Here is an 18,743-nt window from a genome sequence, read left to right on the forward strand (position 1 = left end):
GCATCATGCAGGACTTCGGGCGGGCGCGCCGGCTGGCCTCAGCCGATCAGCGGGAGGCGATCCTGGCCACGTACCGGACCTGCTGCCGCGAAGGGTGTGACGTCCCCGCCTACCTGTCCGAGATCGACCACATCGAACCCTGGTACCCGACCGGCCGCACGAACTTGGACAACCTCGCACCACTGTGCGCCGCGGACAACAAGTGGAAGTCCCGCCACCCGGATCGGGTAGAAGTGATCGACCAAGGGGACGGGACCGTGTCGATGCGGTTCCACCGGTATTCCAAGCTCCGCCCCCGACACTGGACCGACAGACAGTGACCAACAATCCCGCGAACAGCCATCCTCGACCGGCGACCGGCGACCGGCGACCGGCGACCGGCGACCGGCGACCGGCGACCGGCGAGCCGCGATTCCTGATCCATGAGCCGAGAGCCGAGAGCCGAGAGCCAGGAGTCGAGAGTCGCGATCCTCGAGCGGCGAACGGTGATCCGTCATGCACGTCGAAGCCGTCGCACGCAACTGCGGCTTCTCTCCGATGACGGCGGACTGGTGTATCCCTATGGGTCCAGCACCGGTGCGCCCTCGATTCACGTCGGTGCGGGCGCCACTATCCCCGCTGCCTGTGGTGGGGCCGGTACCTGTTCGATTCCCTCTACTGCGAGCGACTCCGGCTCTGCTGCGATGCCTCCTTCTGGACCAGGGTGCTGTGGATCGTCACCTCGTGCTGCCGGGGCTTGACGACCACCTCATGCCCGGGATCGATGATCACCGCTGGTGGCCTGGGCGCCGTGGTGTCGCGGGCGGGCGTCACCTCCGATCCCGGGGTGGTCGTCGAGGTCGTGAACGTCCATCCCGGCTCTGCGGGGGTCGCGTCTGTGACGTCCTCTCCTGTTGTCCTCGGGAACGATCTGCTTGCCCCCGGGCGCGGCCTAGTTCTGTGTCTCCGCCGTCCACGGCCAGAGCTTCTCGGGGTTGCGTACTGCCCAAATGTGCTTGATCCGGTTGCCTGGAACGTCGAACGCCGCCACCGTTACGGTGACGCCGTTGTGCTGGGCCACCAAACCGGGCTGGCCGTTGACCGTACGCTCCAGGATCGCCAGGTTGGGGGCCAGATCGGCGATCGCGATGATGTAGCGGGCGATCTTCTCGCTGCCTTCGATCGGGTGGAGCACGGCGCTGACCAGGCCGCCGCCATCGGAGACCATCGTGGCGTCGGGGTCGAGGAGGCCGACGAGGGCCTCGATGTCCTTCGCCTCCCATGCCTGCTTGAAGTCTCTGACGATGCCGGCCTGCTGGGCCGCCGGGGTCGCGGGAGGCTGCGACGCGCGGACGCGACGGCGGGCCGACGAGGCCAGCTGGCGACATGCGGCCGGGGTACGGCCGACGATCTCCGCCACTTCGGTGAAGGAATGGCAGAAGACATCGTGCAGGACGAACGCGACGCGCTCAGCCGGGGTCATCGATTCGAGCACGACGAGGAAGGCCATGCTGACCGACTCGTCGAGAGTGACCCGGTCGGCCGGATCGACCGCGCTGCCGCCCGGCCGCACGCTGATCCACTCCGTACGGTCGGGCAGCGGCTCCGGGACCCATTCGCCCACGTAGCTCTCGCGCCGGGCCCGCGCCGACCCGAGCAGGTCCAGGCAGATGCGACTGGCCACCCTGGTCAGCCAGGCGCCAGGGGATGCGATGGCCTCCTGCTGCTCCCGGGACATGGTGTACCAGCGGGCGTAGGTCTCCTGGACGACGTCCTCGGCGTCGGCCAGGGAGCCGAGGAGCCGGTACGCCAGGTTGATCAGCTGACGCCGCTCGCTCACGATCGCGCTCAGGCCCGGATCGAGTCGGTCGCGCCCTGGCTCGGATTGGGTGGTCATGATGTCGCCGACTCCCTTGGTCGCGTCTGCCCTCACCAGATCGACGAGACAGCGCAGCGAAATGTGAGGTTGGCGGGGACACCTCACATTTTCGGCGGCTGCGTCGTCGGACTACTGAGGCGCCGGGTCACCGGCCTCTAGCACTGCTGAGATTGAGAAGGGAAGACCTCCCCATGCCCTCGCACACGATGACGAAGCAAGGCAACCTCACATTCTTGCGTGTCGCGATCACCGTGCAAACCGTAGCCGTCTTCGTCCAGGCGATCACCGCGGGGCTGTTGCTGTCCTCACCCGGCGGTGGGGCACTGCACAAAGCTGGGGCATACGGGACGTTCTTCGTGGTGCTGGTGCACGTTGTCGCCGCGATCGTGGGGTGGCGGCCAGGCGGCGGCTCGCCCAGGCCCATCCTGTACGCGGTCGGCTACCTGGTGCTCGCGTCGGCGCAGGTAGCGCTGGGCATCGCGGGGGTGAAGGCCGTGCACGTCCCCTTGGGCGTCCTGATGTTCGGCGTGAGCGTCCTTCAGTTCGTCTGGATCCGGACCGGCCGCCGCGCTTATGGGGCCGCCGCGGCATGACGGCCGGCGCGCACATTCCCGGCGGTTGTGTCGCCGGACCACTGAGTCACCCACCAGCACGCGGGAACGCTGGGCGACCACGGCCGGTGCCGGGAACGTCGGGCGACCTCGGCCGGCACAGGGAAGGCCGGGCGACGCCGGCCGGTGCGGGAAGGCTCGGCATCCCCGGCCGGTATGCGGATCGCTGTCGACCATCCGCGTTGGAACGCGTGATCGTCCCCGGCCATCGGCCGCTTCGTGATGAATGACCAACCCCACCGGTACGCACGCCGAAAACACCGCTGAGATGAGAAGGGAAACCTCGCCATGTCCATGCCTACGACGACCGAGCCGGACCACCTCCAGTCGCGCCTGCCCGACCCCAGCCAGTTCTTCCCCGAGGTGGCGGCAATCGCGGGAGCCATGACCAAGGCGACCCTGAACGGTGCGATCCCGCACACCACCATCCACCTGATGCAGTTGCGCGCCGGGCAGATCGTCGGCAGCACGTACCACACCGTCCGGCAAGCCGGCCTGCTCCGCAAGGCCGGGGAGACAGAGGAGCGCATCACCGCCGTGGCGTCATGGCGGGACGCCCCTTACTTCACCGACGCCGAACGGGTCGCGCTGGAGCTCGTGGAGGCCGTTCTCACCCCGAACCCGTCCGGGGAGCGCGTTCCCGACGAGCTGTACGCCAAGGCGTCCGCCCACTACGACGACAAGGCGTTGTGGACGCTCACCATCGCGATAGGCCAGATCTGCTTCTTCATCCCCGTCGCTCTCATCGCCAAGCCGATCCCCGGTAAGGCCCCCGGGAAGAACTACAACCGGTAACGTCCGGCGGCTCAGGGTGAGGCATGGCAGCCGTGCCTCACCCGGGCGCGGCCGACTCTGTGCCGGCACGGTTCGGGGCCGGTGGTCGGCACGGTTCGGGGCGGGCGGTCTGCGCGGGAACCGTACGGCTGGCCGCGGATCGGAGGGTCATGGCGAAGGCCCGGCGGGCCGCGCCGCTTCTGAGAAGAAAGGGCGGGTTTTGAGGAAAGAGGGCGGGGTTCTGCCCACGTCGGCGGCGGTTACCGGCCGAGCCCGGCGGGCGGGGGATCAGATGTCCAGTCCGCCTCTGCTGACGAGCTGCCGCACGATGACGTCGCGCTGGATCTCGTTAGTGCCCTCGCCGACGATCATGAGCGGCGCGTCGCGGAAATAGCGCTCGACGTCGAACTCGGTGGAGTAGCCGTAGCCGCCGTGGATCCGCACCGCGCTGAGCGCGATCTCCATCGCGGTCTCGGAGGCGAAGAGCTTGGCCATCCCGGCCTCCATGTCGCAGCGCCGCCCGGTGTCGGCGCGTTCGGCCGCGTACAGCACGAGCTGGCGCGCGGCCGTGAGCTTGGTGGCCATGTCGGCGAGGTAGTTGCCCACGGCCTGGTGCTTCCAGATCGGCTTGCCGAAGCTCTCGCGTTCCTGGGCGTAGCGCAGGGCGTCGTCGAACGCGGCCCGGGCCACGCCGAGGGCGCGGGCGGCGACCTGGATGCGGCCGGTCTCCAGCCCCTTCATCATCTGCGCGAACCCGCGGCCTTCGACGCCGCCGAGCAGCGCGGAGGCGGGCGCGCGGTAGCCGTCGAAGGACAGCTCGCAGCTCTCCACGCCCTTGTAGCCGAGCTTTGGCAGGTCGCGGGAGACAGTGAGGCCGGGGCCGTGCTCGACGAGCAGGATGCTCATGCCGGTGTACGCCGGCTTCGCGGCCGGGTCGGTCTTGCAGAGCAGGGCGATGAGCTGCGAACGGCGGGAGTTGGTGATCCAGGTTTTGACGCCGTCGATGACGTAGCCGTCGTCCGCGCGGCGTGCGACCGTGGTCATCGCCTGCAGGTCGGAGCCGCCGCCCGGCTCGGTGAGCGCCATCGTGGCACGCACCTCGCCGGTGGCCATCCGGGGGAGATAGTGCCGCTTCTGCTCCTCGGTGCCGTACGTCGCGAGCAGCTTCGCCACCACGGTGTGCCCGCCCATCGCACCGGCCAGGCTCATCCAACCGCGGGCGAGCTCCTCGGTGACCATGACATAGCAGGCCATGGAGACGTGCACGTCGCCGTAGGGCTCGGGCACGGCGAGGCCGAAGACGCCGAGCCGCTTCATCTGCTCGATCAGCGCCTCGGGGTACTCGTCGGCGTGTTCCAGGCCGCGGGCGACGGGCCGGACCTCTCGGTCGACGAAGTCCCGTACGGTCGCCACGATGGCCCGCTCCTCCTCCGACAGGTCTGACAGCTCTGTCACGTCGCCTCCACGCCGCGTCCGCGAAGGCCGCCGGTCGCGGCCTCCGTCGTCGGTCCGATCACTCGTTGATGGAACACTGCCCGGTTGGAGCTCCGGTTAAGGGGGCGCGGCTTAAGGGGGCACGGCGCGAGGAGACGACAGTGGGTACGGCGGTGAGCGGTCGCGGCGAAACCGGCGGGCGGGGCGTGGGACCGGCGGGCGAGGCGGGACACCCGCGGGCGGGGCATGAGGTCGTCGGGAACGCGTGGGACCGTCGGGTGGGCATGAGGTCGTAGGGCAACGCGCGGGGGACCGCCGGGTAGGGCGTGAGGCGGTCGGGCCGGGTGTGGGACCGTCGGGCGGGGCGAGCGGACGGGAGTCGACGGTGAGCGATGCGGTGACGGCGATCGCGGAGGGGCCGTACTTCGAGGAGCTGGCGGTCGGGCAGGTGTTCGACGGCGCGCCCGGCGTCACTCTCACGGCCGGGCACGCCGCGGTCCATCAGGCGGTCGTCGGCGACCGGCTGCGGCTGCCGCTGGACGCGCATCTGTGCCGGGAGGTCACGGGTGAGACCGCCCTGGCGCATCCGGCGCTGGTCTGGGACGTGGCGATCGGCCAGTCCACGCTCGTCACCCATCACGTCGTGGCGAACCTGTTCTATCGGGGGCTGGCGTTCCGGCGGCTGCCGTCGATCGGGGACACCCTGCGTACGTCCACCGAGGTGGTCGCGTTGCGGCAGAACCAAGCCAAACCGGGCCGACGGCCGACCGGGCTGGCCGTGCTGCGGATCAGCACGGTGGACCAGGACGGGGCGCCCGTCCTCGACTTCTGGCGTTGCGCGATGCTGCCGCTGCGCGACCCCGGGGCGCGGACGGGCCACGACGCCGATCTCGACGCGGTGGGCGCGGCAGCCTCGGACGCCGGCCTCGCAGAGGCGGCCACGCGGGTGCTGGCCGGCTGGCGTCTCGACCGCTTCCGGGAACAGGTCCCCGGCCGGCATTTCGCGGACGTCTCCGAGGGCGAGAGGTGGCGGGTCGGCGGGGGAGACGTGGTGTCCGCCGCTCCGGAACTGGCGAGGCTCACCGTGAACATCGCGCAGGTGCATCACGACGTCCGCGCCGCCCGGGACGCGCGCCGGCTGGCGTACGGCGGGCACACCATCGGCGTCGCGCTGTCCCAGGCCGCCCGGGCGCTGCCGAACCTGGTCACCGTCGTGGCCTGGCACGGCTGCGACCACGTCGGCCCGGTCCACGAGGGGGACACGCTCTCCAGCGAGGTCGTCGTGGAACGGCGCGCCCCGCTGCCCGGCGGCGGCGGGCTGGTCCAGCTCCGCTCGCGGGTCGCCGCCCTTGGCGACGGCGACCCGCGTGCCGTCCTCGACTGGAGGTTCGTCGCCGTGATGGCATGACCGGGCCGCCGGGGCCCCCGGGTCATGCCATCGCCCGACGCCCCTTCAACCGCGACGCCCCTTCAACCGGGATGCCCCTTCAACCGCGACGCCCCTTCAACACGGCGGCCGATGCCCCGCCGCCCGCCGCATGCGGGGGCATCCGGGGCGCCGACTCACCCGTCCGGAAAGGACGGCGACCGGCGCGTCCCGTGTCTCGCGCCGTGACGGCTACCGAGAAACGGGCTGTTCACGCCGGAACGCGCGTCAATCGTCCTCGTCTTCGTCGTCATCCTCGTCGTCGGGAATCATGTACTCGAGCTGCTCGCGGGTCGCGGTGAGCTCGGCCATGACCTCCTCGGAGGCGTCCTGCTCCGCGAGCGACTCGAGCTCGGCGAGCACCGCCCGCATCGCGACCGGGCCCGGCCGCTCCATCGGATCGATCGGATCGATCGGGTCGCCACCGTTGTCGCCGCTGTCATCGGGAGTGCCCTCCCAGTGGATCAGCCAGGCCGCCGACCGCAGGCAGCGTACGCGCGGCACCACCTCGCCGAGATCGCCCCACAGCTCGGCCGCCCGCCGGTAGGCGGCCAGCGCCTGCGGTGTCTCCTCGGCGAACTCCAGCGCCAGCGCGGCGGACCAGGCCAGCTCCGCGTGCGTGCGCGTGCTGTCCGGGTCGTCCTGCACGAGCCGCGCCGCCTCGACGAACTGCTCGGCCGCGTCGCGATGCCGTCCCAGCTCACGCAGGCACTCGCCGAACTGGGCGCGCGTCATCGCGACCATCGGCGGCGCGTACGGGACCTCGACCTTCGGCATCGCCTCCTCGAACAGCGCGGCGGCCTCGGCGGGGCGGTCGAGGGCGTGGTAAGCGCGGGCCGCGATGAAGGTGTTGTGGAGCGTGTCGGGTTCGGAGATCCCCTGCCAGCGGGCCGCCGCGGCCAGTGCCGCCCCGACGAGGTCGAGCCCTCGCTCGGGTTGCCGGGAGATCGCGTCGACGATCAGTGAGCTCAACTGGGCGGCCCGGTCGGGCGCGAGGAGGGCGCCGCCGTGCTCGATCGCCCGGCCCGCGAGCTCCTCCGCCTCCTTCGGGTTCTCGTCCAGGGTGACCCCGGCGAGCATGTGCAGGGCGTCGACGGCGTGCCAGCCCGCCCCGGCCTCGGCAAAGCGCGTCGCCGCCGCGACGAGGTGGGCGCGGGCCACCTCCTGGTCGCCCGACTGGAAGCGGACCCGGGCCAGCATGTCCTCGTAGGCGGCCGCGCGCAGCGGCACGTCGTGCTCCAGCGCGAGAGCGTGCTCGGCCTCCAGGAGGGCGATCAACGCCTCGACCTCGGCCCGAGGCGGATCCTCTCGCCCGGCGAGCGCCCCCATCGCGATCGCGGGTACGGCCCGGCGCGCGGTCAGGTAGTCGTCCGGCGTGAGCTTCCCGGCGGCGTACGCGTCGTCCGCGTCCGCGCTGACCGCCCGGGCGAGCTCTCCGGCGACGGCCGGGTCTCCCGTGTGGAACCTGGCCAGGGCGGCGCCCGCCCGGGTACGGAGCGCCGCCGCCTGGTCGTTCAGGGCGGTGAATCGCTCGGCGACCGCGAGCAGCGCCTCGTGGGCGGCCGCGGGGTCGCCGGCCACCAGCGCCCTGGCCTCGGCGTACGCGACCTCGGCGGCCAGCTCCTCGGAAAGCGGCTCGCCGGCCTCCGCCACCCGCCGCCACGCGTTGTCGGCGTGGGGGTGCCAGATCGCGGACAGTCGGCGCGCCTCCGCGACCAGCTCGTCAAGGGTCGGCTCCGCGGACGGCGGAGTGGCCGGGATGGACGACCCGGCGGACGGCCGCGGCAGCACCGCCGACGCCCCGAGCGGGAGCCGGCCCAGCAGGGGATCGCGGGCGAGCCGTGCGGCGACGCGCTCGCTGAAGACGGTGCTGCCGTTGCGGGCGTCGTAACGGGCGCACACGTCGGCGATCTCCCGTTCCAGCGGGGCCAGAAGCTCGTCGACGCTCCGCCCGCCGACCGGCAGGTCGCCGTGCCCGAGCGCCGCCAGGCGGCGCAGCAGCACGACCGCGCCGCTCAGGAAGCCGAGCTGCTGGGAGAGTTCGCCGTGCGGGCCGGTCAGCCAGGACGTGTGCTCGGTCAGGATCTCCAGGCCGCGCGCCTCGTTGCCCGTCAGCGCGCAGAACTCGATGTGGTACCCCACGGACGAACGCAGGTTCCCGTCACGGCGGACCATGGGGTACCCCCGCAGGTAGGCGCCACGCGCCTCGTCGAGGCGTCCGGTACGCACCAGGGGGAGCAGCGCCTTGGCCAGCACGCGGTGCGGCTCCTCCGCACAGGACCGCTCGCCGTCGATCAGCGGCGCCCAGTGCTCCAGCGCGCCCGCGTCGTCGCCCATGTCGGCGCGCCAGGTCCCCCAGTCGTTGCGCTCGCAGGCGTCGCAGTCGGCCATCTCATCCCGCGGGGCGCTGAGGGACGCCTCCATCGCGGCGGACGCCGCCCTGTGGTCGCCGAGGTCGCCGGCGAGGCGTGAGCGCAGGGCGAGGATCGGGCGGGTGCTGTATCCGAGCTGCCGGTAGCGGCCCTGCAACTCGTCGAGCCAGCGGTAGGTCGTCTCCAGCGGGACGGTCGGGCTGGTCAGCAGGTTGTAGGTCATCCACTTGAGCTGCCAGTGGATCATGTCGGCCTGCTCGCCGAGCTGGTCCGGGAAGTCGTCGAGGATCCGCAGGAGCCGTCCGAACGCGATCGGCATGCGGTCGCGCTCGCCGCCCCACTCCTGCGCCTCGATCAAGGCGAGGAGCACCTCGCCCTCAAGCGCCCGGTCGTCCGTGGCCTTCGCGTCGGCGGCGAGCCGTTCCAGGCGTTCGATCTTGACCTGACCGCGCGGCAGCTCGCTGATCGCGTCCAGGGCGGCCTGGATGTCCGTCACGTTCACTTCGTCTCCTCGCCTTCATCGGGCCCGTCGAGCCGTTCGGGTCCGTCGAGCCGTTCGCGTCCGTCGAGCCCGGCCGCGCTGCGTGACGCCCAGCCGAGCAGGTCGTCGAACGCGCGGTTGACCAGCGCCACGTCGGCCGGCCGCAGCGGCCGGTGGGTCATGAGCAGGGCCTGGCCGTACAGCGCCTCGATCGTGGTGACCAGCAGGGCCCGGTCGCGGACCCCCGCCAGCCGCCGGACGACCGGGCTGCGGTGGTTGAGCACGAGCCGCGCGCGGGGCGCCTCGGACTTGAGCGCGCCGAGGATCTCGGCCCACACCCCGTCCGCCTCGGCGGCGGTCTCGGCGCGGGTGCGCTCGCCGCGCGTCGCCCGGGACTCCAGATAGAGCGCCGACACCGAGGCCGGGAGGAAGGAGCGCAGGATCACGTCGCAGCCCAGCGGGTCGAGCGCGCCGCGGGCGGCGGCGAGGAACCCGGCCAGGGCCAGCTCGTCCGCCTGGTCGACGGGGTCGAGCGCGGCGGTGACGACCTCGGTGTCGAGCTCCTCCACCACGACGTCGGGGGCGACGGCCGGGAGCAGCGCGAACAGCTCGGCGTCGTACGCGTAACCGCCGTTGAGCACGCCGACGCCCTGGGCCGCGGCGATCGACGCCACCTGGCGGAAGTCGTCGACGGAGGTCGTGAACCGGATGACCGGGTGCCTCCTCGCGAACTCGGCGAGGGTGACCGTGCCGTCGGTGCTCTCGAACTCGAGATACGGCAGCATGATCTTGAACAGAGCCAGGTCGTGTCTGGCCAGCGACTTCACCCCGAGGCTGTGTACGGCGAGGAACGCGGCGAGACGGTGCGGCTCCTGGGCGGCGAGCCCGGTGAGCCAGTCACGCAGCCGGCCGCCCAGCGCCTCGCGCACGGCGCCGAGGGTCTCGTCCTCGAAGAGCCCTTCGCGTGAGGCGGTCGGACGCAGCGTGTCGGTGTCGACCAGGCAGCGCGCGAAGAACGCCCAATCCGGCAGGAGGCCGGTGGTGGCGTCCCCGAGCAGCATGCCCTTCAGATAGACGCGATGGCGGCCGCCCGCCGACGGGTTCGCCGGCTGCGGCAGGATGTAGGCGGCGCCGCGGATGCCGGCCAGCTCGATGTCGAGCTCGACGACGTCGAGCGCCCTGAAGCCGAGCACGCGCTCGCCGTACGCCAGGAGGGCCGCCCGGCGCGCGGCGGGAGAGTCGTACGAGCGGTCCCACACGGCGGGGCTGTCCGTGGTTCGCACGGTGTGCCCGCCACCGTCCACCGTCACCTCATACGGCAGCAGCGAGCCGAAGTCGCGGGCGAGCTCGGCGACCAGGTCGGGGGCGAACCAGCGCTCGGCCCCCGGGCGGGGAGTCAGGAACACCGAGGTTCCCGGCGCCTGCCGCTCGTCCGGCTCCAACCGGCGGACGGAGTACGTCCCGTCGGAGGTCGCCGCCCATTCGACCGGCGGAGCCTGGGGGTCCGCGGCCGACCGCGTCACCACCCGGATTTGCTCCGCCACGGTGAAACAGGCGAGCAGGCCGATGCCGAACTGGCCGAGGAACTCCCGGCGGGCGCCTTCCAGGTCGTCGCGTTTGGACGAGCGGCCGATCGTCGCGAGGAACCGATGGACGTCCGCCTCGGTCAGGCCGACGCCGGGGTCGTCGACGCGCAGCCCCGCCTCGTCCACCGTGATGCGGATCGCGGTCGGTGCCGAGGGGTCGGCCTGCCGTCGCGCCGTGACCGCGTCCACCGCGTTCTGCAGCAGCTCTCTCAGGTAGACCCGGGGGCTGGAGTACAGGTGGTGGGAAAGAAGGTCGACCAGGCCGCGCAAGTCGACCTGGAAAGAGTGCTCGTTTACTGACTTGTCAGCCAACATGCGGGCGATCGTAGCGGCACGCTGCGACAACACGCTGACGTCGGCCGAGCCACCGTCTCACCGGTCCCGGTCTCCGCCGCCCGAGCAGCTGCCCACTCCAGCACCGAGCCGATGTCGCCATAATCGGCAGGTGTCGTCACTTATAGAACCCTCGGTGCCGCCGGGCCGGATGGCGTCGCTCACCCAGCCCGAGATCGACGCGGGAGACGTCCGGCTACGGCCATGGCGGCAGTCGGACCGCGCCGCCGTCGTCACCGGTTACGCCGACCCCGCGATCCAGCGCTGGCACTGCCGCTCGATGACGGACGACGAGGCCCGCGACTGGATCGACGCCTGGCCGGACCGATGGCAGCAGGAAACCGGCGCCGGATGGGCCGTGGTCGACACGGCTGAGGTCGTCGGCCAGATCAGCCTGCGCCGGCTCGACTTCGCGCACGGGCTCGCCGAGGTGTCGTACTGGGTGCTGCCCGCCGCCCGGGGCCGCCGGGTCGCCCCGCGCGCTCTCACCGCCCTGACCGCGTGGTCCTTCGCCACGCTGGGGCTGCACCGCGTCGAGCTGTACCACTCGACGGCGAACGCGGCGTCCTGCCGGGTGGCGCACCACGCGGGCTTCGCCGCCGAGGGGACCAAGCGCCGGGAGCAACGCCATCTCGACGGCTGGCACGACATGCACGTCCACGCCCGCCTCGACACCGACAAGTGACCGCGGGAGCCGTAGGCCGGGTCGCGCGGGGTCCAGCGCCTGAGCACACCCGCCCACGCCCGGCGCCGACGACCCGGCCGCCCGCGACGCCGAGCAAGCGCTTCAGCCCCGAGCCGTTCCTGTTGTCCATCGCGCTCGGTGGTACGCGACGTACCTCGGATCAATTCGATGTGACGGATGAATGAACAGGGCGCTCCTGGCTTCCCCTGTGGGCGCGTCAATTACCTTGAGTTCGTCCGAGAGGTAGATAGCGCCGTTGTCAAACAGAACGTGATCGTTGGGGCAGAGGCAGAGAACGTTCTCGACGACGTCGGGGCCGTAGTGAGGACTACCAAGTGCCTGAATGTGTGCGCCTTCGCTGTAGAGGCCCCCGGCTACGCTCAGCGTAAGTCTGCAGATTTGGCACTCGTGGTTGTACCAAGCCTTGACCTGCTGGACGACTTTGGTACTGCGGACAATCCGCTGAACGACGGTCTCGATAACGGAGGGCGGGCCAGGGGTGTCAGCGAACCCTTCGAGCGTAGTTTGGGACGAGCGTGGCGCTGCTGTCGTAGAGCCCTCCTCGGGGATCTTGGCCAGGGTGAATTGCCAGATTCGATATCCGTCAATGCCGACCTTCGCCCCGTGCGACTCCACGCGAAACAGGCCGTCGTACCGGAGTCTTGAGGTCGGAGCATAGGGCGAGTCGGGGTTACGGCCGCGGATGACACGAACGGGAAGCCCTTCGAGCTCACTGCGTACCAGGCCGGCATTGCCGGGATCGGATAGCTCTTGGTTGCGGACCTGCCGGCCGGTGTTCGCGTCACGACCGCCGTGACCGGTATAGACGATGGTGTCGCCATAGTCCTCGTCGTCTACGTAGCCGCCAGAGACCACTATCGAGTCGGCGCCTTCCTTTCCCGTCCCCGAGATGCCCGCCTGGAGTGGAGCATGCACTCCTGCATCGTGCAGTTCTCGCCGATTGTTGTACGTCGTCCCTACGGGCTGGCCCTTAATATGCCCAAAAATCCGCGCCATGCCGACATAACTAGCAGGATCGGTAAATGGTTCCAAACCGGTTGGGCGGCTTTCGATAGCCGAGGCCCTATCGCCTCCTCGTGCTGACGTAACTCCACGAACGTCAGTCGAAGAGGCGGCCTATCAGGGCGCCCTGGCCGGACTGGAGGATGTGCGCGGTTTCCAGGGGAATCCAGAAGCACTCGAACCGAGTCGGCTCCTGCTCGCCGTCGTGGTCCTCCTGGCTGGTCCACCGCTCGGCCGTGGGCTCGGCCGGCTCCAGGTGGAAGATGTGCCGGTGTTGCACCTCGAACCGGTACGGGCTGATGTCGTACTCGGTCTCGCCGAGCTTGCGCACGACCGTGAAGCCGTGCAGGCCGGTCTCCTCGCGCGCCTCGCGCAGGGCCGCCGCCTCGGGGGTCTCGCCGAGACGGACGCTCCCCGCGGGGACCTGGACGCCGACCTCCTCGTAGCTGTAGTCGGTGTGCCGGAACACCAGCAGCCGCCCGTCGCGGACGATGTAGCAGAGGACCTTCTCCGCGGTGAGCTTCTCCGGCACGTGAACTCCTGAGTCGCGTATCCGATGCGGAACCGCGCACCAGTGGGCGGTCGGCGCGGACGCAACAGCCAACCGGTTCGGGGGCGGGACGGGGGAGTGATGTGCCGGAGCGGCGTGGCGACCGGACGGGCGCCACGCCGCATCGACCAGGGGGCGTCAGCCGATGACGCAGTTCATGGAGTTGAGCGCGAACGCGGCCGGCTTACCGGTGTCGCCGGTGTGGGTGCCCTGGAAGCCGAAATCGGTCGAGCCGCCGGGCGGGATGCTCGCGTTGTAGGAGACGTTCCTGGCGGTGACCTGGCCGCCGGCCGGGGACACCGTGGCGCTCCAGGCGGAGGTGACGCTCTGCCCGCCCGGCAGGGTGAAGGACAGGCCCCACCCGTTGATCGCGGAGCTTCCGGTGTTGGTGACGGTGACGTTCGCGGTGAAGCCGGTGTTCCAGGCGTTCACCGTGTACGTGACCCGGCACGGGCCCGGCGCGGTCGGCGAGGCGGACGGGCTGGCGGACGGGCTGGCTGAGGGACTGGCTGAGGGGCTCGCCGACGCGCTGGGGGAGGGGCTGGGCGATGGGCCGGAGGTGTCCGTCAGGCCGAGGAACCGGATCGCGGCCAGCTCCATGCCGCTCGTGGGCAGGCTGTGCCCCACGCCCTGGACGCTGATCGCCTCGACGGGAGGGGTGACGCCGCTGTCGCCGTACCGGGTGCGGGTCCAGCTCGGCTGCGGCTGGTCGGTGAGGGCCGGGGTCTGGCCGAGCCCGTGCACGTTGGTCCACTGTTTGACCTCCTCCTGGAGGTTGGGGTAGCGCAGCGTCGTGTCCTCGGTGCCGTGCCAGACCTGCATCCGCGGCCGGGTGCCGCTGTAGCCGGGGTACGCCCCCCGGACCAGGTCGCCCCACTGCTGCGGCGTCTTGATCAGGGCGCCGTTGGCGCAGGTGCTGTTCCAGCTCGATCCGTCGGTCGTGGCGAAGCAGCCGAACGGCACGCCCATGAACGCCGAGCCCGCCTTGAAGACGTCGGGGTAGTCGCCCAGCAGGACGTTGGTCATCATCGCCCCGGAGGACGCGCCGGTGGCGTAGACCCGGTTCGTGTCGGTGGTGTAGTGCTGCTGGACGTACCTCACCATGGAGACGATCCCGACCGGGTCGCTGGCGCCGTCGTGGCGCAGCGCCTGCGGCGAGGAGACGTCGAAGCAGGAGCCGCTCCTGGTCGCCGACGGGTAGATGACGATGAAGCCGTACTGGTCGGCGAGCGAGGCGAACTGCGTGCCGGAGTAGAAGGCCGGGCCGGACCCGGTGCAGTAGTGGATCGCGACCAGGACCGCCGGGCGCGCCGGGAGGCGGTCCGGCACGTAGAGGTGCATCCGCAGGTTGGTGGGGTTGGTGCCGAACCCGGTCACCTCGGTGAGCGAGGCCGAGGAGGCCGGTACGGCCATGACCAGGCCCGCCAGCATGAGCAGCGCGGTCGCGATCATCGCGCCCAGCGCCTGAGCTTTCACCCTCATCGGTTGTCCTTCCTGCCTCGGGGGCGTCCGCGTGGAGGGGCATGCGGAGCTGAAACATTCCGAGCTTTGGCCGAAATGTTTCGCAGGGCAAGATCTGAGCGGGTCGAGGGTGAGCTCTGGCGCGCTGAGCTGGACAAGGGCAAAGAAGGACGAGCTGACAGCCTGAAACTTTCCAGGAACGCGGCGGCCGGGCTGCCCCGACCGCCTCCGGCACGCGGCCTCCCCTGGATCTCCACGTCCCGCGGCCGGATATCGGGACGGACGCGGTCAGCCGGCCCAGCGGGCCCGCGCGGCGGGGTCCTCCAGGCCCCAGTAGGTGAGCAGCGGCTCGACGACCTCGGTGCGGAAGACCTGCAGGTTGCTGAGTCCCGTGTCCCAGATGAGCGCCTTGCGCTCCTCGTAGTCGGGCAGCACGGTCACGGGCTCGCGGAATCCCATCAGCCCCCGGTGGACGACCTCCGCCAACTCCGGCCGTTGCCGCAGCGCGAGCCGGACCGCCTCCCGGTAGAAGGCCAGGTGGAGCGACTCGTCGGCCTGGACGCGGCGCAGCAGGTCGGCCAGCAGCGGGTCGGCGACCACGCGGGAGAGCCGCGCGTAGAAGACCCGCGTCGACAGCTCCTGGATGGACGTGTAGACCATGATCTCGAACGGGTCCACGGCGGGCGCGGGACGACCGGCGCGCAGCATCGTCGTCTTGGCGTCGAGCATCTCCGCGGACGGCACGGCCCGGTCCATCAGCAGATAGATCTCGAACGCCCGGCCGTGCTGGTCCTCCTCGGCCACCCACCGCCGGAAGAAGTCGGCCAGCAGGGGATGCCCGCGTCCGAGGTGGGCGTACAGGTTCTCGGCGTACCACGGGAGGTTCGTCTCGCCGAGGTAGGCGGTCTCCAGCGCCTTGGCGTGGTCGGGGTGGAGCGGCCCCGCGCCCGCGGCCCAGGCGGCCCGCACCGACGCGAGGTCCACCGGCCCGTCGCCGAGGCGGCGGACCATCGCGTCGAGCCGGCGATCCTGCATCCGCTCGATCAGGTCGTCGTACGTCCAGGGGGTGCGGGACCGGTCGTGCCGTTCCAGGAGCCGGGCGAGGTGTTTCTCCAGCGGGTCGAAGTCGATCACGCTCGGACCTGCTTCCTCAGGGTCGCGAAATCGGCGGGCGTCGAGATGGGGAGGCCCGCGATGTCGCCGAAGAGCGAGCAGATGGCGCGGGCCTCCCGGTCGGGGTCCACCCACCGGCGGTGCAGCTCCGCCATCGCCGCGGCGGTCTCGGCCTCCTGGTAGTTCTCCGCCGCCGGGTTGGCGTCCGCGAGCCCGCTGTCGGGGTCACACCACAACTGCCCGACGCGCAGCAGCACCGGCACCGCGGCGTCGGGGTCGGCCGTGGCGAGCTTGCGCGCGTAGTGCGCGAAGCCCTGCGCGTGCCGTCCCTCGTCGCCCGCGATCTTCTTGAGCAGCGCGGCCAGCACCGGCTCCTCGCAGGCGGCGGCCATCGCCCCGTACAGCCGGCAGGTACGGACCTCGCCCAGCACGTTGACGGCCAGCGTCGCGATGGCCGGCGGGTCGCCCAGCTCCGGCCGGGTCAGCTCGGGCACCATGCCCTCCGGGTCGCGGCCCGCGGCCTCCGCCCACTGCCGCAGCAGCAGGTGGTGGCGGACCTCCTCGGCGAACCAGATCGACAGCCAGGCCGTCAGGTCCGCGTCGTGCCGGAAGATCCGGACCAGGTCGAGGATCGCGGGGATGGAGGAGAACTCGGTGCGGGCCAGCACGACGAGCCCGTCCACCATGTCACCGTCGATCTTCGAACGGTCGATCTCACTGAACGGCGGGAGGTCGCGGGTGGGCGACCACCGGACCCGCTCGTGTTTGTAGAAGAGCTCGTCGAAGTCGAGGACGCCGGTCATTCCGCGCCCCCGTCGAACACGCCGAACGCGCCGAACGCGTCGTGGGCGGCCGGCGACAGGCCGGCGAGATAGCCGCGCGGGTCGACGATCAGCTTGCGGGCGTTCAGGTCGAGCAGACCGCACACGCTCTCCATCTCGGCCGCGACCGCGCCGTCCTCGAAGAGGAACGCCTGCCGCAGCACGAACGTGCGCCCGTGCGGCTCCCCCCACTCGTACGCGACGGTGACCCGGATGGTCTGCCCGGCCCGCACCTCGCGGCGGAACCGGATCGTCGACTCCAGCAGGACCGGGCCGACGCCGCCCCCGCGCAGGTCCTCGGGCAGCACCCCGAGCGAGCGCAGGTGGCACCACCGCGCGTGCTCGGCGTACGAGTGGTACACCGCCGAGTTGAGGTGCCCCTGCCCGTCGATGTCGTGGAACCGCACGTCGAGCGGGACGGCGTACTCATCCATCTGTTCACCCATGCAGCGTCTCCACTTCGAGTACGGAGGGGTCGACCGCGGCTCCGCTGATCAGATCGGGGAAGCCGGTGCGCAGCGCCCGGTCGGGCGGCTCGGGCGCGGCCCGCCAGGCCCGCTCGTGGCGCCGGGCCAGTACGGCGAGGCGCGCGTCGCCGCCGCGCAAATCCTCGGCGGCGTCGGCGGCGAGCAGCCCGGCCGAGAGGATGTGCAGGCACCGCTCGGCCAGCCCGCGCAGCGCGAACTGGGCCTCCTCGGGCGCAAGCCGCTCCCAGTCGGCGAGTTCCCGCGCCCACGCCGCGGTCTTCTCCCTTACGGCCGCGCCGAGCAGGTCGCCGGCAGAGGCGCCGGCAGTGTGGTCGGCAGTGTGGTCGGTAGTGTCGTCGGCGGGGCCGAGCGGCGCGGCCAGCGCCTCGACCAGCGTCGACCCGGAGCCCGTACGGCGCAGCGCCCGCGCGAAGTCGAGCAGCATGATGTTGCCGCTGCCCTCCCAGATGGACAGCAGGTGGGCGTCCCTGACCATCCGCGCGTTGGGCCAGTCCTCGATGTAGCCGTTCCCGCCCCGCACCTCCATCGCCTCGTGGCAGGCCCACTGCGCCTGCCGCGCCGTGTGGTACTTGACCAGCGGGGTGAGGGTGCGCAGCAGCACCCCGGCCACCCGGTCGCCGGCGTCCGAGCGCTGCAGCAGCCCGGCCGTGTAGAAGGCCAGCCGGGTGGACGTCTCGGCGGCGAGCGCGAGGTCGGCCAGCACCTCGCGCATGAGCGGGTGGTCGGAGAGCCGCCGGCCGAACGCCGCCCGGCCCGTCGCGTGCTCGCGCGCCTCCAGGTAGGCGCGGTGGACGAGGGCCGCGGCGACCACGGAGTTGGCGACCCTGGTCTGGTTGAGCATCTCCGTCATTTGCCGGAAGCCCACCCCCGGGCCGCCGACCAGCTCGGCGTACGCGCCGGTGAACGTCACCTCGCCGGAGGCGAGGCCGCGCGTCCCGAGCTTGTCCTTGAGCCGGTTGATCACGTACGCGTTCCGCGACCCGTCCTCCAGCGTGCGCCGGACCAGGAACAGCCCGAGCCCGTCGGTGCCGGGACCGGCGCCCTGCGGCCGGGCCAGGGTGAGGATGAGGTCCGCCTGGCAGTTGGAGCAGAACCACTTGTCGCCGTACAGCCGCCAGGAGCCGTCGGCGTCGAGACGGGCCTCGGTCTCGTTCACCCCGACGTCGGAGCCGCCGGCTTTCTCGGTGAGGAACATCGCCGCCTGCCAGAGGTTCCCGTCCGTGGCCGTGAGCCGGGGCAGGTACCGCTCGGCCAGCTCGGGCGCGTAGAGCCGCAGGACGCGGGCCAGGACGTCCGTCATGGTCAGGCCGGTCACGACGTTGCGGTCGGCGTGGGCGAGCAGGAAGAACAGCGCCTGCTTCGCCACCTCGGGGGCGCGGCCCGGCCAGCCGAGCACTCCCTCGCGATGCGACATGGCGGCGATGCCGAACCGCCGGTAGGCGACGTCGACCACGCCGTCCCAGGCGGGATGGAACTCGACCTCGTCGACCCGCACGCCGCGCTTGTCGTACGGCCGTAATCGCGGGCCGTTCAGGTCGGCGGTCGCGGCGAGCTCGTCGAGCGGCCCGGCGGCGAGCTCGCCCATGCCGGTGCAGTGCTCGGCCGCCCACCGCGCCGCGTCGTCGTCGAGCCAGCGGTGCAGGATGCGGGGGAGTACGGGGCTGGCGGTGAAGGGGTTCAGCCCGACGGTGTCGGGCATCGAGCGGGGCGGTGGGAGATCGGTCATC

17 protein-coding genes are annotated in these 18,743 nt (G+C 71.4%); 5 read left to right on the forward strand and 12 right to left on the reverse strand.

What is annotated here, in order from left to right; all coding sequences use genetic code 11:
- On the forward strand, positions 1–320 hold a 320-nt coding region (locus AWQ71_RS23785), incomplete at its 5' end, for an HNH endonuclease signature motif containing protein (protein WP_169806610.1).
- 334 nt (positions 321–654) lie between these two features.
- Here AWQ71_RS23785 and AWQ71_RS41865 read toward each other — a convergent pair.
- The gene (locus AWQ71_RS41865; protein ID WP_157570522.1) at positions 655–813 is read right to left on the reverse strand and encodes a hypothetical protein; all 159 of its coding nucleotides are present in this window, start codon (positions 811–813) and stop codon (positions 655–657) included.
- Between the two features lie 118 nt (positions 814–931).
- Positions 932–1,876: an RNA polymerase sigma factor SigJ gene (sigJ, locus tag AWQ71_RS23790; RefSeq protein WP_067136889.1), complete on the reverse strand. Its 945-nt coding sequence runs from the start codon at positions 1,874–1,876 to the stop codon at positions 932–934.
- Between the two features lie 215 nt (positions 1,877–2,091).
- Between sigJ and AWQ71_RS23795 the strand changes: the two genes are divergently transcribed.
- Both AWQ71_RS23795 and AWQ71_RS41870 read left to right on the forward strand, forming a co-directional pair.
- Positions 2,092–2,451 carry a hypothetical protein gene (locus AWQ71_RS23795; RefSeq protein ID WP_245658438.1) on the forward strand — a complete coding sequence of 120 codons (360 nt, stop codon included), beginning with the start codon at positions 2,092–2,094 and terminating at the stop codon, positions 2,449–2,451.
- Between the two features lie 306 nt (positions 2,452–2,757).
- Positions 2,758–3,264: a carboxymuconolactone decarboxylase family protein gene (locus tag AWQ71_RS41870; protein WP_067136893.1), complete on the forward strand. Its 507-nt coding sequence runs from the start codon at positions 2,758–2,760 to the stop codon at positions 3,262–3,264.
- Between the two features lie 267 nt (positions 3,265–3,531).
- Here AWQ71_RS41870 and AWQ71_RS23805 read toward each other — a convergent pair whose 3' ends face one another.
- Positions 3,532–4,689, reverse strand: coding sequence for an acyl-CoA dehydrogenase family protein (locus AWQ71_RS23805; protein ID WP_218001944.1), 1,158 nt, complete (start codon positions 4,687–4,689; stop codon positions 3,532–3,534).
- A gap of 373 nt (positions 4,690–5,062) precedes the next feature.
- On the opposite strand from AWQ71_RS23805, the gene AWQ71_RS23810 reads away from it, so the two are divergent.
- Positions 5,063–6,085 (forward strand): MaoC family dehydratase, encoded by a 1,023-nt coding sequence (locus AWQ71_RS23810; protein WP_245658439.1) that lies wholly within the window; start codon positions 5,063–5,065, stop codon positions 6,083–6,085.
- Between the two features lie 246 nt (positions 6,086–6,331).
- Here AWQ71_RS23810 and AWQ71_RS41875 read toward each other — a convergent pair whose 3' ends face one another.
- Entirely contained in the window at positions 6,332–8,977 is a 2,646-nt protein-coding gene (locus AWQ71_RS41875) for a hypothetical protein (protein WP_067136900.1), read from the reverse strand.
- Positions 8,974–10,857 carry an HSP90 family protein gene (locus AWQ71_RS23820; protein WP_067136902.1) on the reverse strand — a complete coding sequence of 628 codons (1,884 nt, stop codon included), beginning with the start codon at positions 10,855–10,857 and terminating at the stop codon, positions 8,974–8,976. The genes AWQ71_RS41875 and AWQ71_RS23820 overlap by 4 nt, the downstream gene beginning before the upstream one ends.
- Before the next feature lie 130 nt (positions 10,858–10,987).
- Between AWQ71_RS23820 and AWQ71_RS23825 the strand changes: the two genes are divergently transcribed.
- Complete coding sequence (locus AWQ71_RS23825) at positions 10,988–11,560, forward strand: GNAT family N-acetyltransferase (protein WP_245658440.1); 573 nt, start codon at positions 10,988–10,990, stop codon at positions 11,558–11,560.
- Positions 11,561–11,662: 102 nt separating this feature from the next.
- Here the strand turns inward: AWQ71_RS23825 and AWQ71_RS40480 are convergent, their stop codons facing one another.
- From AWQ71_RS40480 to AWQ71_RS23855, 7 genes are all read right to left on the reverse strand, one after another.
- Positions 11,663–12,577: a YDG/SRA domain-containing protein gene (locus AWQ71_RS40480; protein WP_084259214.1), complete on the reverse strand. Its 915-nt coding sequence runs from the start codon at positions 12,575–12,577 to the stop codon at positions 11,663–11,665.
- A gap of 103 nt (positions 12,578–12,680) precedes the next feature.
- Positions 12,681–13,115 (reverse strand): NUDIX hydrolase, encoded by a 435-nt coding sequence (locus AWQ71_RS23830; protein WP_067136907.1) that lies wholly within the window; start codon positions 13,113–13,115, stop codon positions 12,681–12,683.
- Between the two features lie 156 nt (positions 13,116–13,271).
- A complete protein-coding gene (locus tag AWQ71_RS23835) occupies positions 13,272–14,615 on the reverse strand; it encodes an extracellular catalytic domain type 1 short-chain-length polyhydroxyalkanoate depolymerase (RefSeq protein ID WP_067136909.1) in 1,344 nt (447 codons plus the stop codon).
- Positions 14,616–14,882: 267 nt separating this feature from the next.
- Positions 14,883–15,728, reverse strand: coding sequence for an acyl-ACP desaturase (locus AWQ71_RS23840; protein ID WP_067136911.1), 846 nt, complete (start codon positions 15,726–15,728; stop codon positions 14,883–14,885).
- Positions 15,725–16,510: a ferritin family protein gene (locus AWQ71_RS23845; protein WP_067136913.1), complete on the reverse strand. Its 786-nt coding sequence runs from the start codon at positions 16,508–16,510 to the stop codon at positions 15,725–15,727. The genes AWQ71_RS23840 and AWQ71_RS23845 overlap by 4 nt, the downstream gene beginning before the upstream one ends.
- Complete coding sequence (locus AWQ71_RS23850) at positions 16,507–16,974, reverse strand: acyl-CoA thioesterase (protein ID WP_067136915.1); 468 nt, start codon at positions 16,972–16,974, stop codon at positions 16,507–16,509. The genes AWQ71_RS23845 and AWQ71_RS23850 overlap by 4 nt, the downstream gene beginning before the upstream one ends.
- Positions 16,967–18,742: an acyl-CoA dehydrogenase family protein gene (locus tag AWQ71_RS23855; protein ID WP_067136917.1), complete on the reverse strand. Its 1,776-nt coding sequence runs from the start codon at positions 18,740–18,742 to the stop codon at positions 16,967–16,969. The genes AWQ71_RS23850 and AWQ71_RS23855 overlap by 8 nt, the downstream gene beginning before the upstream one ends.
- Between the last annotated feature and the right edge of the window lies 1 nt (position 18,743).

Source organism: Microtetraspora malaysiensis, from assembly GCF_001528665.1.
Taxonomy (GTDB): domain Bacteria; phylum Actinomycetota; class Actinomycetes; order Streptosporangiales; family Streptosporangiaceae; genus Microtetraspora_A; species Microtetraspora_A malaysiensis.

Bases quoted from the DNA above. Each gene is read 5' to 3' on its own strand.
- sigJ (WP_067136889.1), bottom strand. From the start codon at position 1,876: ATGACCACCCAATCCGAGCCAGGGCGCGACCGACTCGATCCGGGCCTG.
- AWQ71_RS23850 (WP_067136915.1), bottom strand. From the start codon at position 16,974: ATGGGTGAACAGATGGATGAGTACGCCGTCCCGCTCGACGTGCGGTTC.
- AWQ71_RS23820 (WP_067136902.1), bottom strand. From the start codon at position 10,857: ATGTTGGCTGACAAGTCAGTAAACGAGCACTCTTTCCAGGTCGACTTG.
- AWQ71_RS23845 (WP_067136913.1), bottom strand. From the start codon at position 16,510: ATGACCGGCGTCCTCGACTTCGACGAGCTCTTCTACAAACACGAGCGG.
- AWQ71_RS40480 (WP_084259214.1), bottom strand. From the start codon at position 12,577: ATGGCGCGGATTTTTGGGCATATTAAGGGCCAGCCCGTAGGGACGACG.
- AWQ71_RS41870 (WP_067136893.1), top strand. From the start codon at position 2,758: ATGTCCATGCCTACGACGACCGAGCCGGACCACCTCCAGTCGCGCCTG.
- AWQ71_RS23835 (WP_067136909.1), bottom strand. From the start codon at position 14,615: ATGAGGGTGAAAGCTCAGGCGCTGGGCGCGATGATCGCGACCGCGCTG.
- AWQ71_RS23855 (WP_067136917.1), bottom strand. From the start codon at position 18,742: ATGACCGATCTCCCACCGCCCCGCTCGATGCCCGACACCGTCGGGCTG.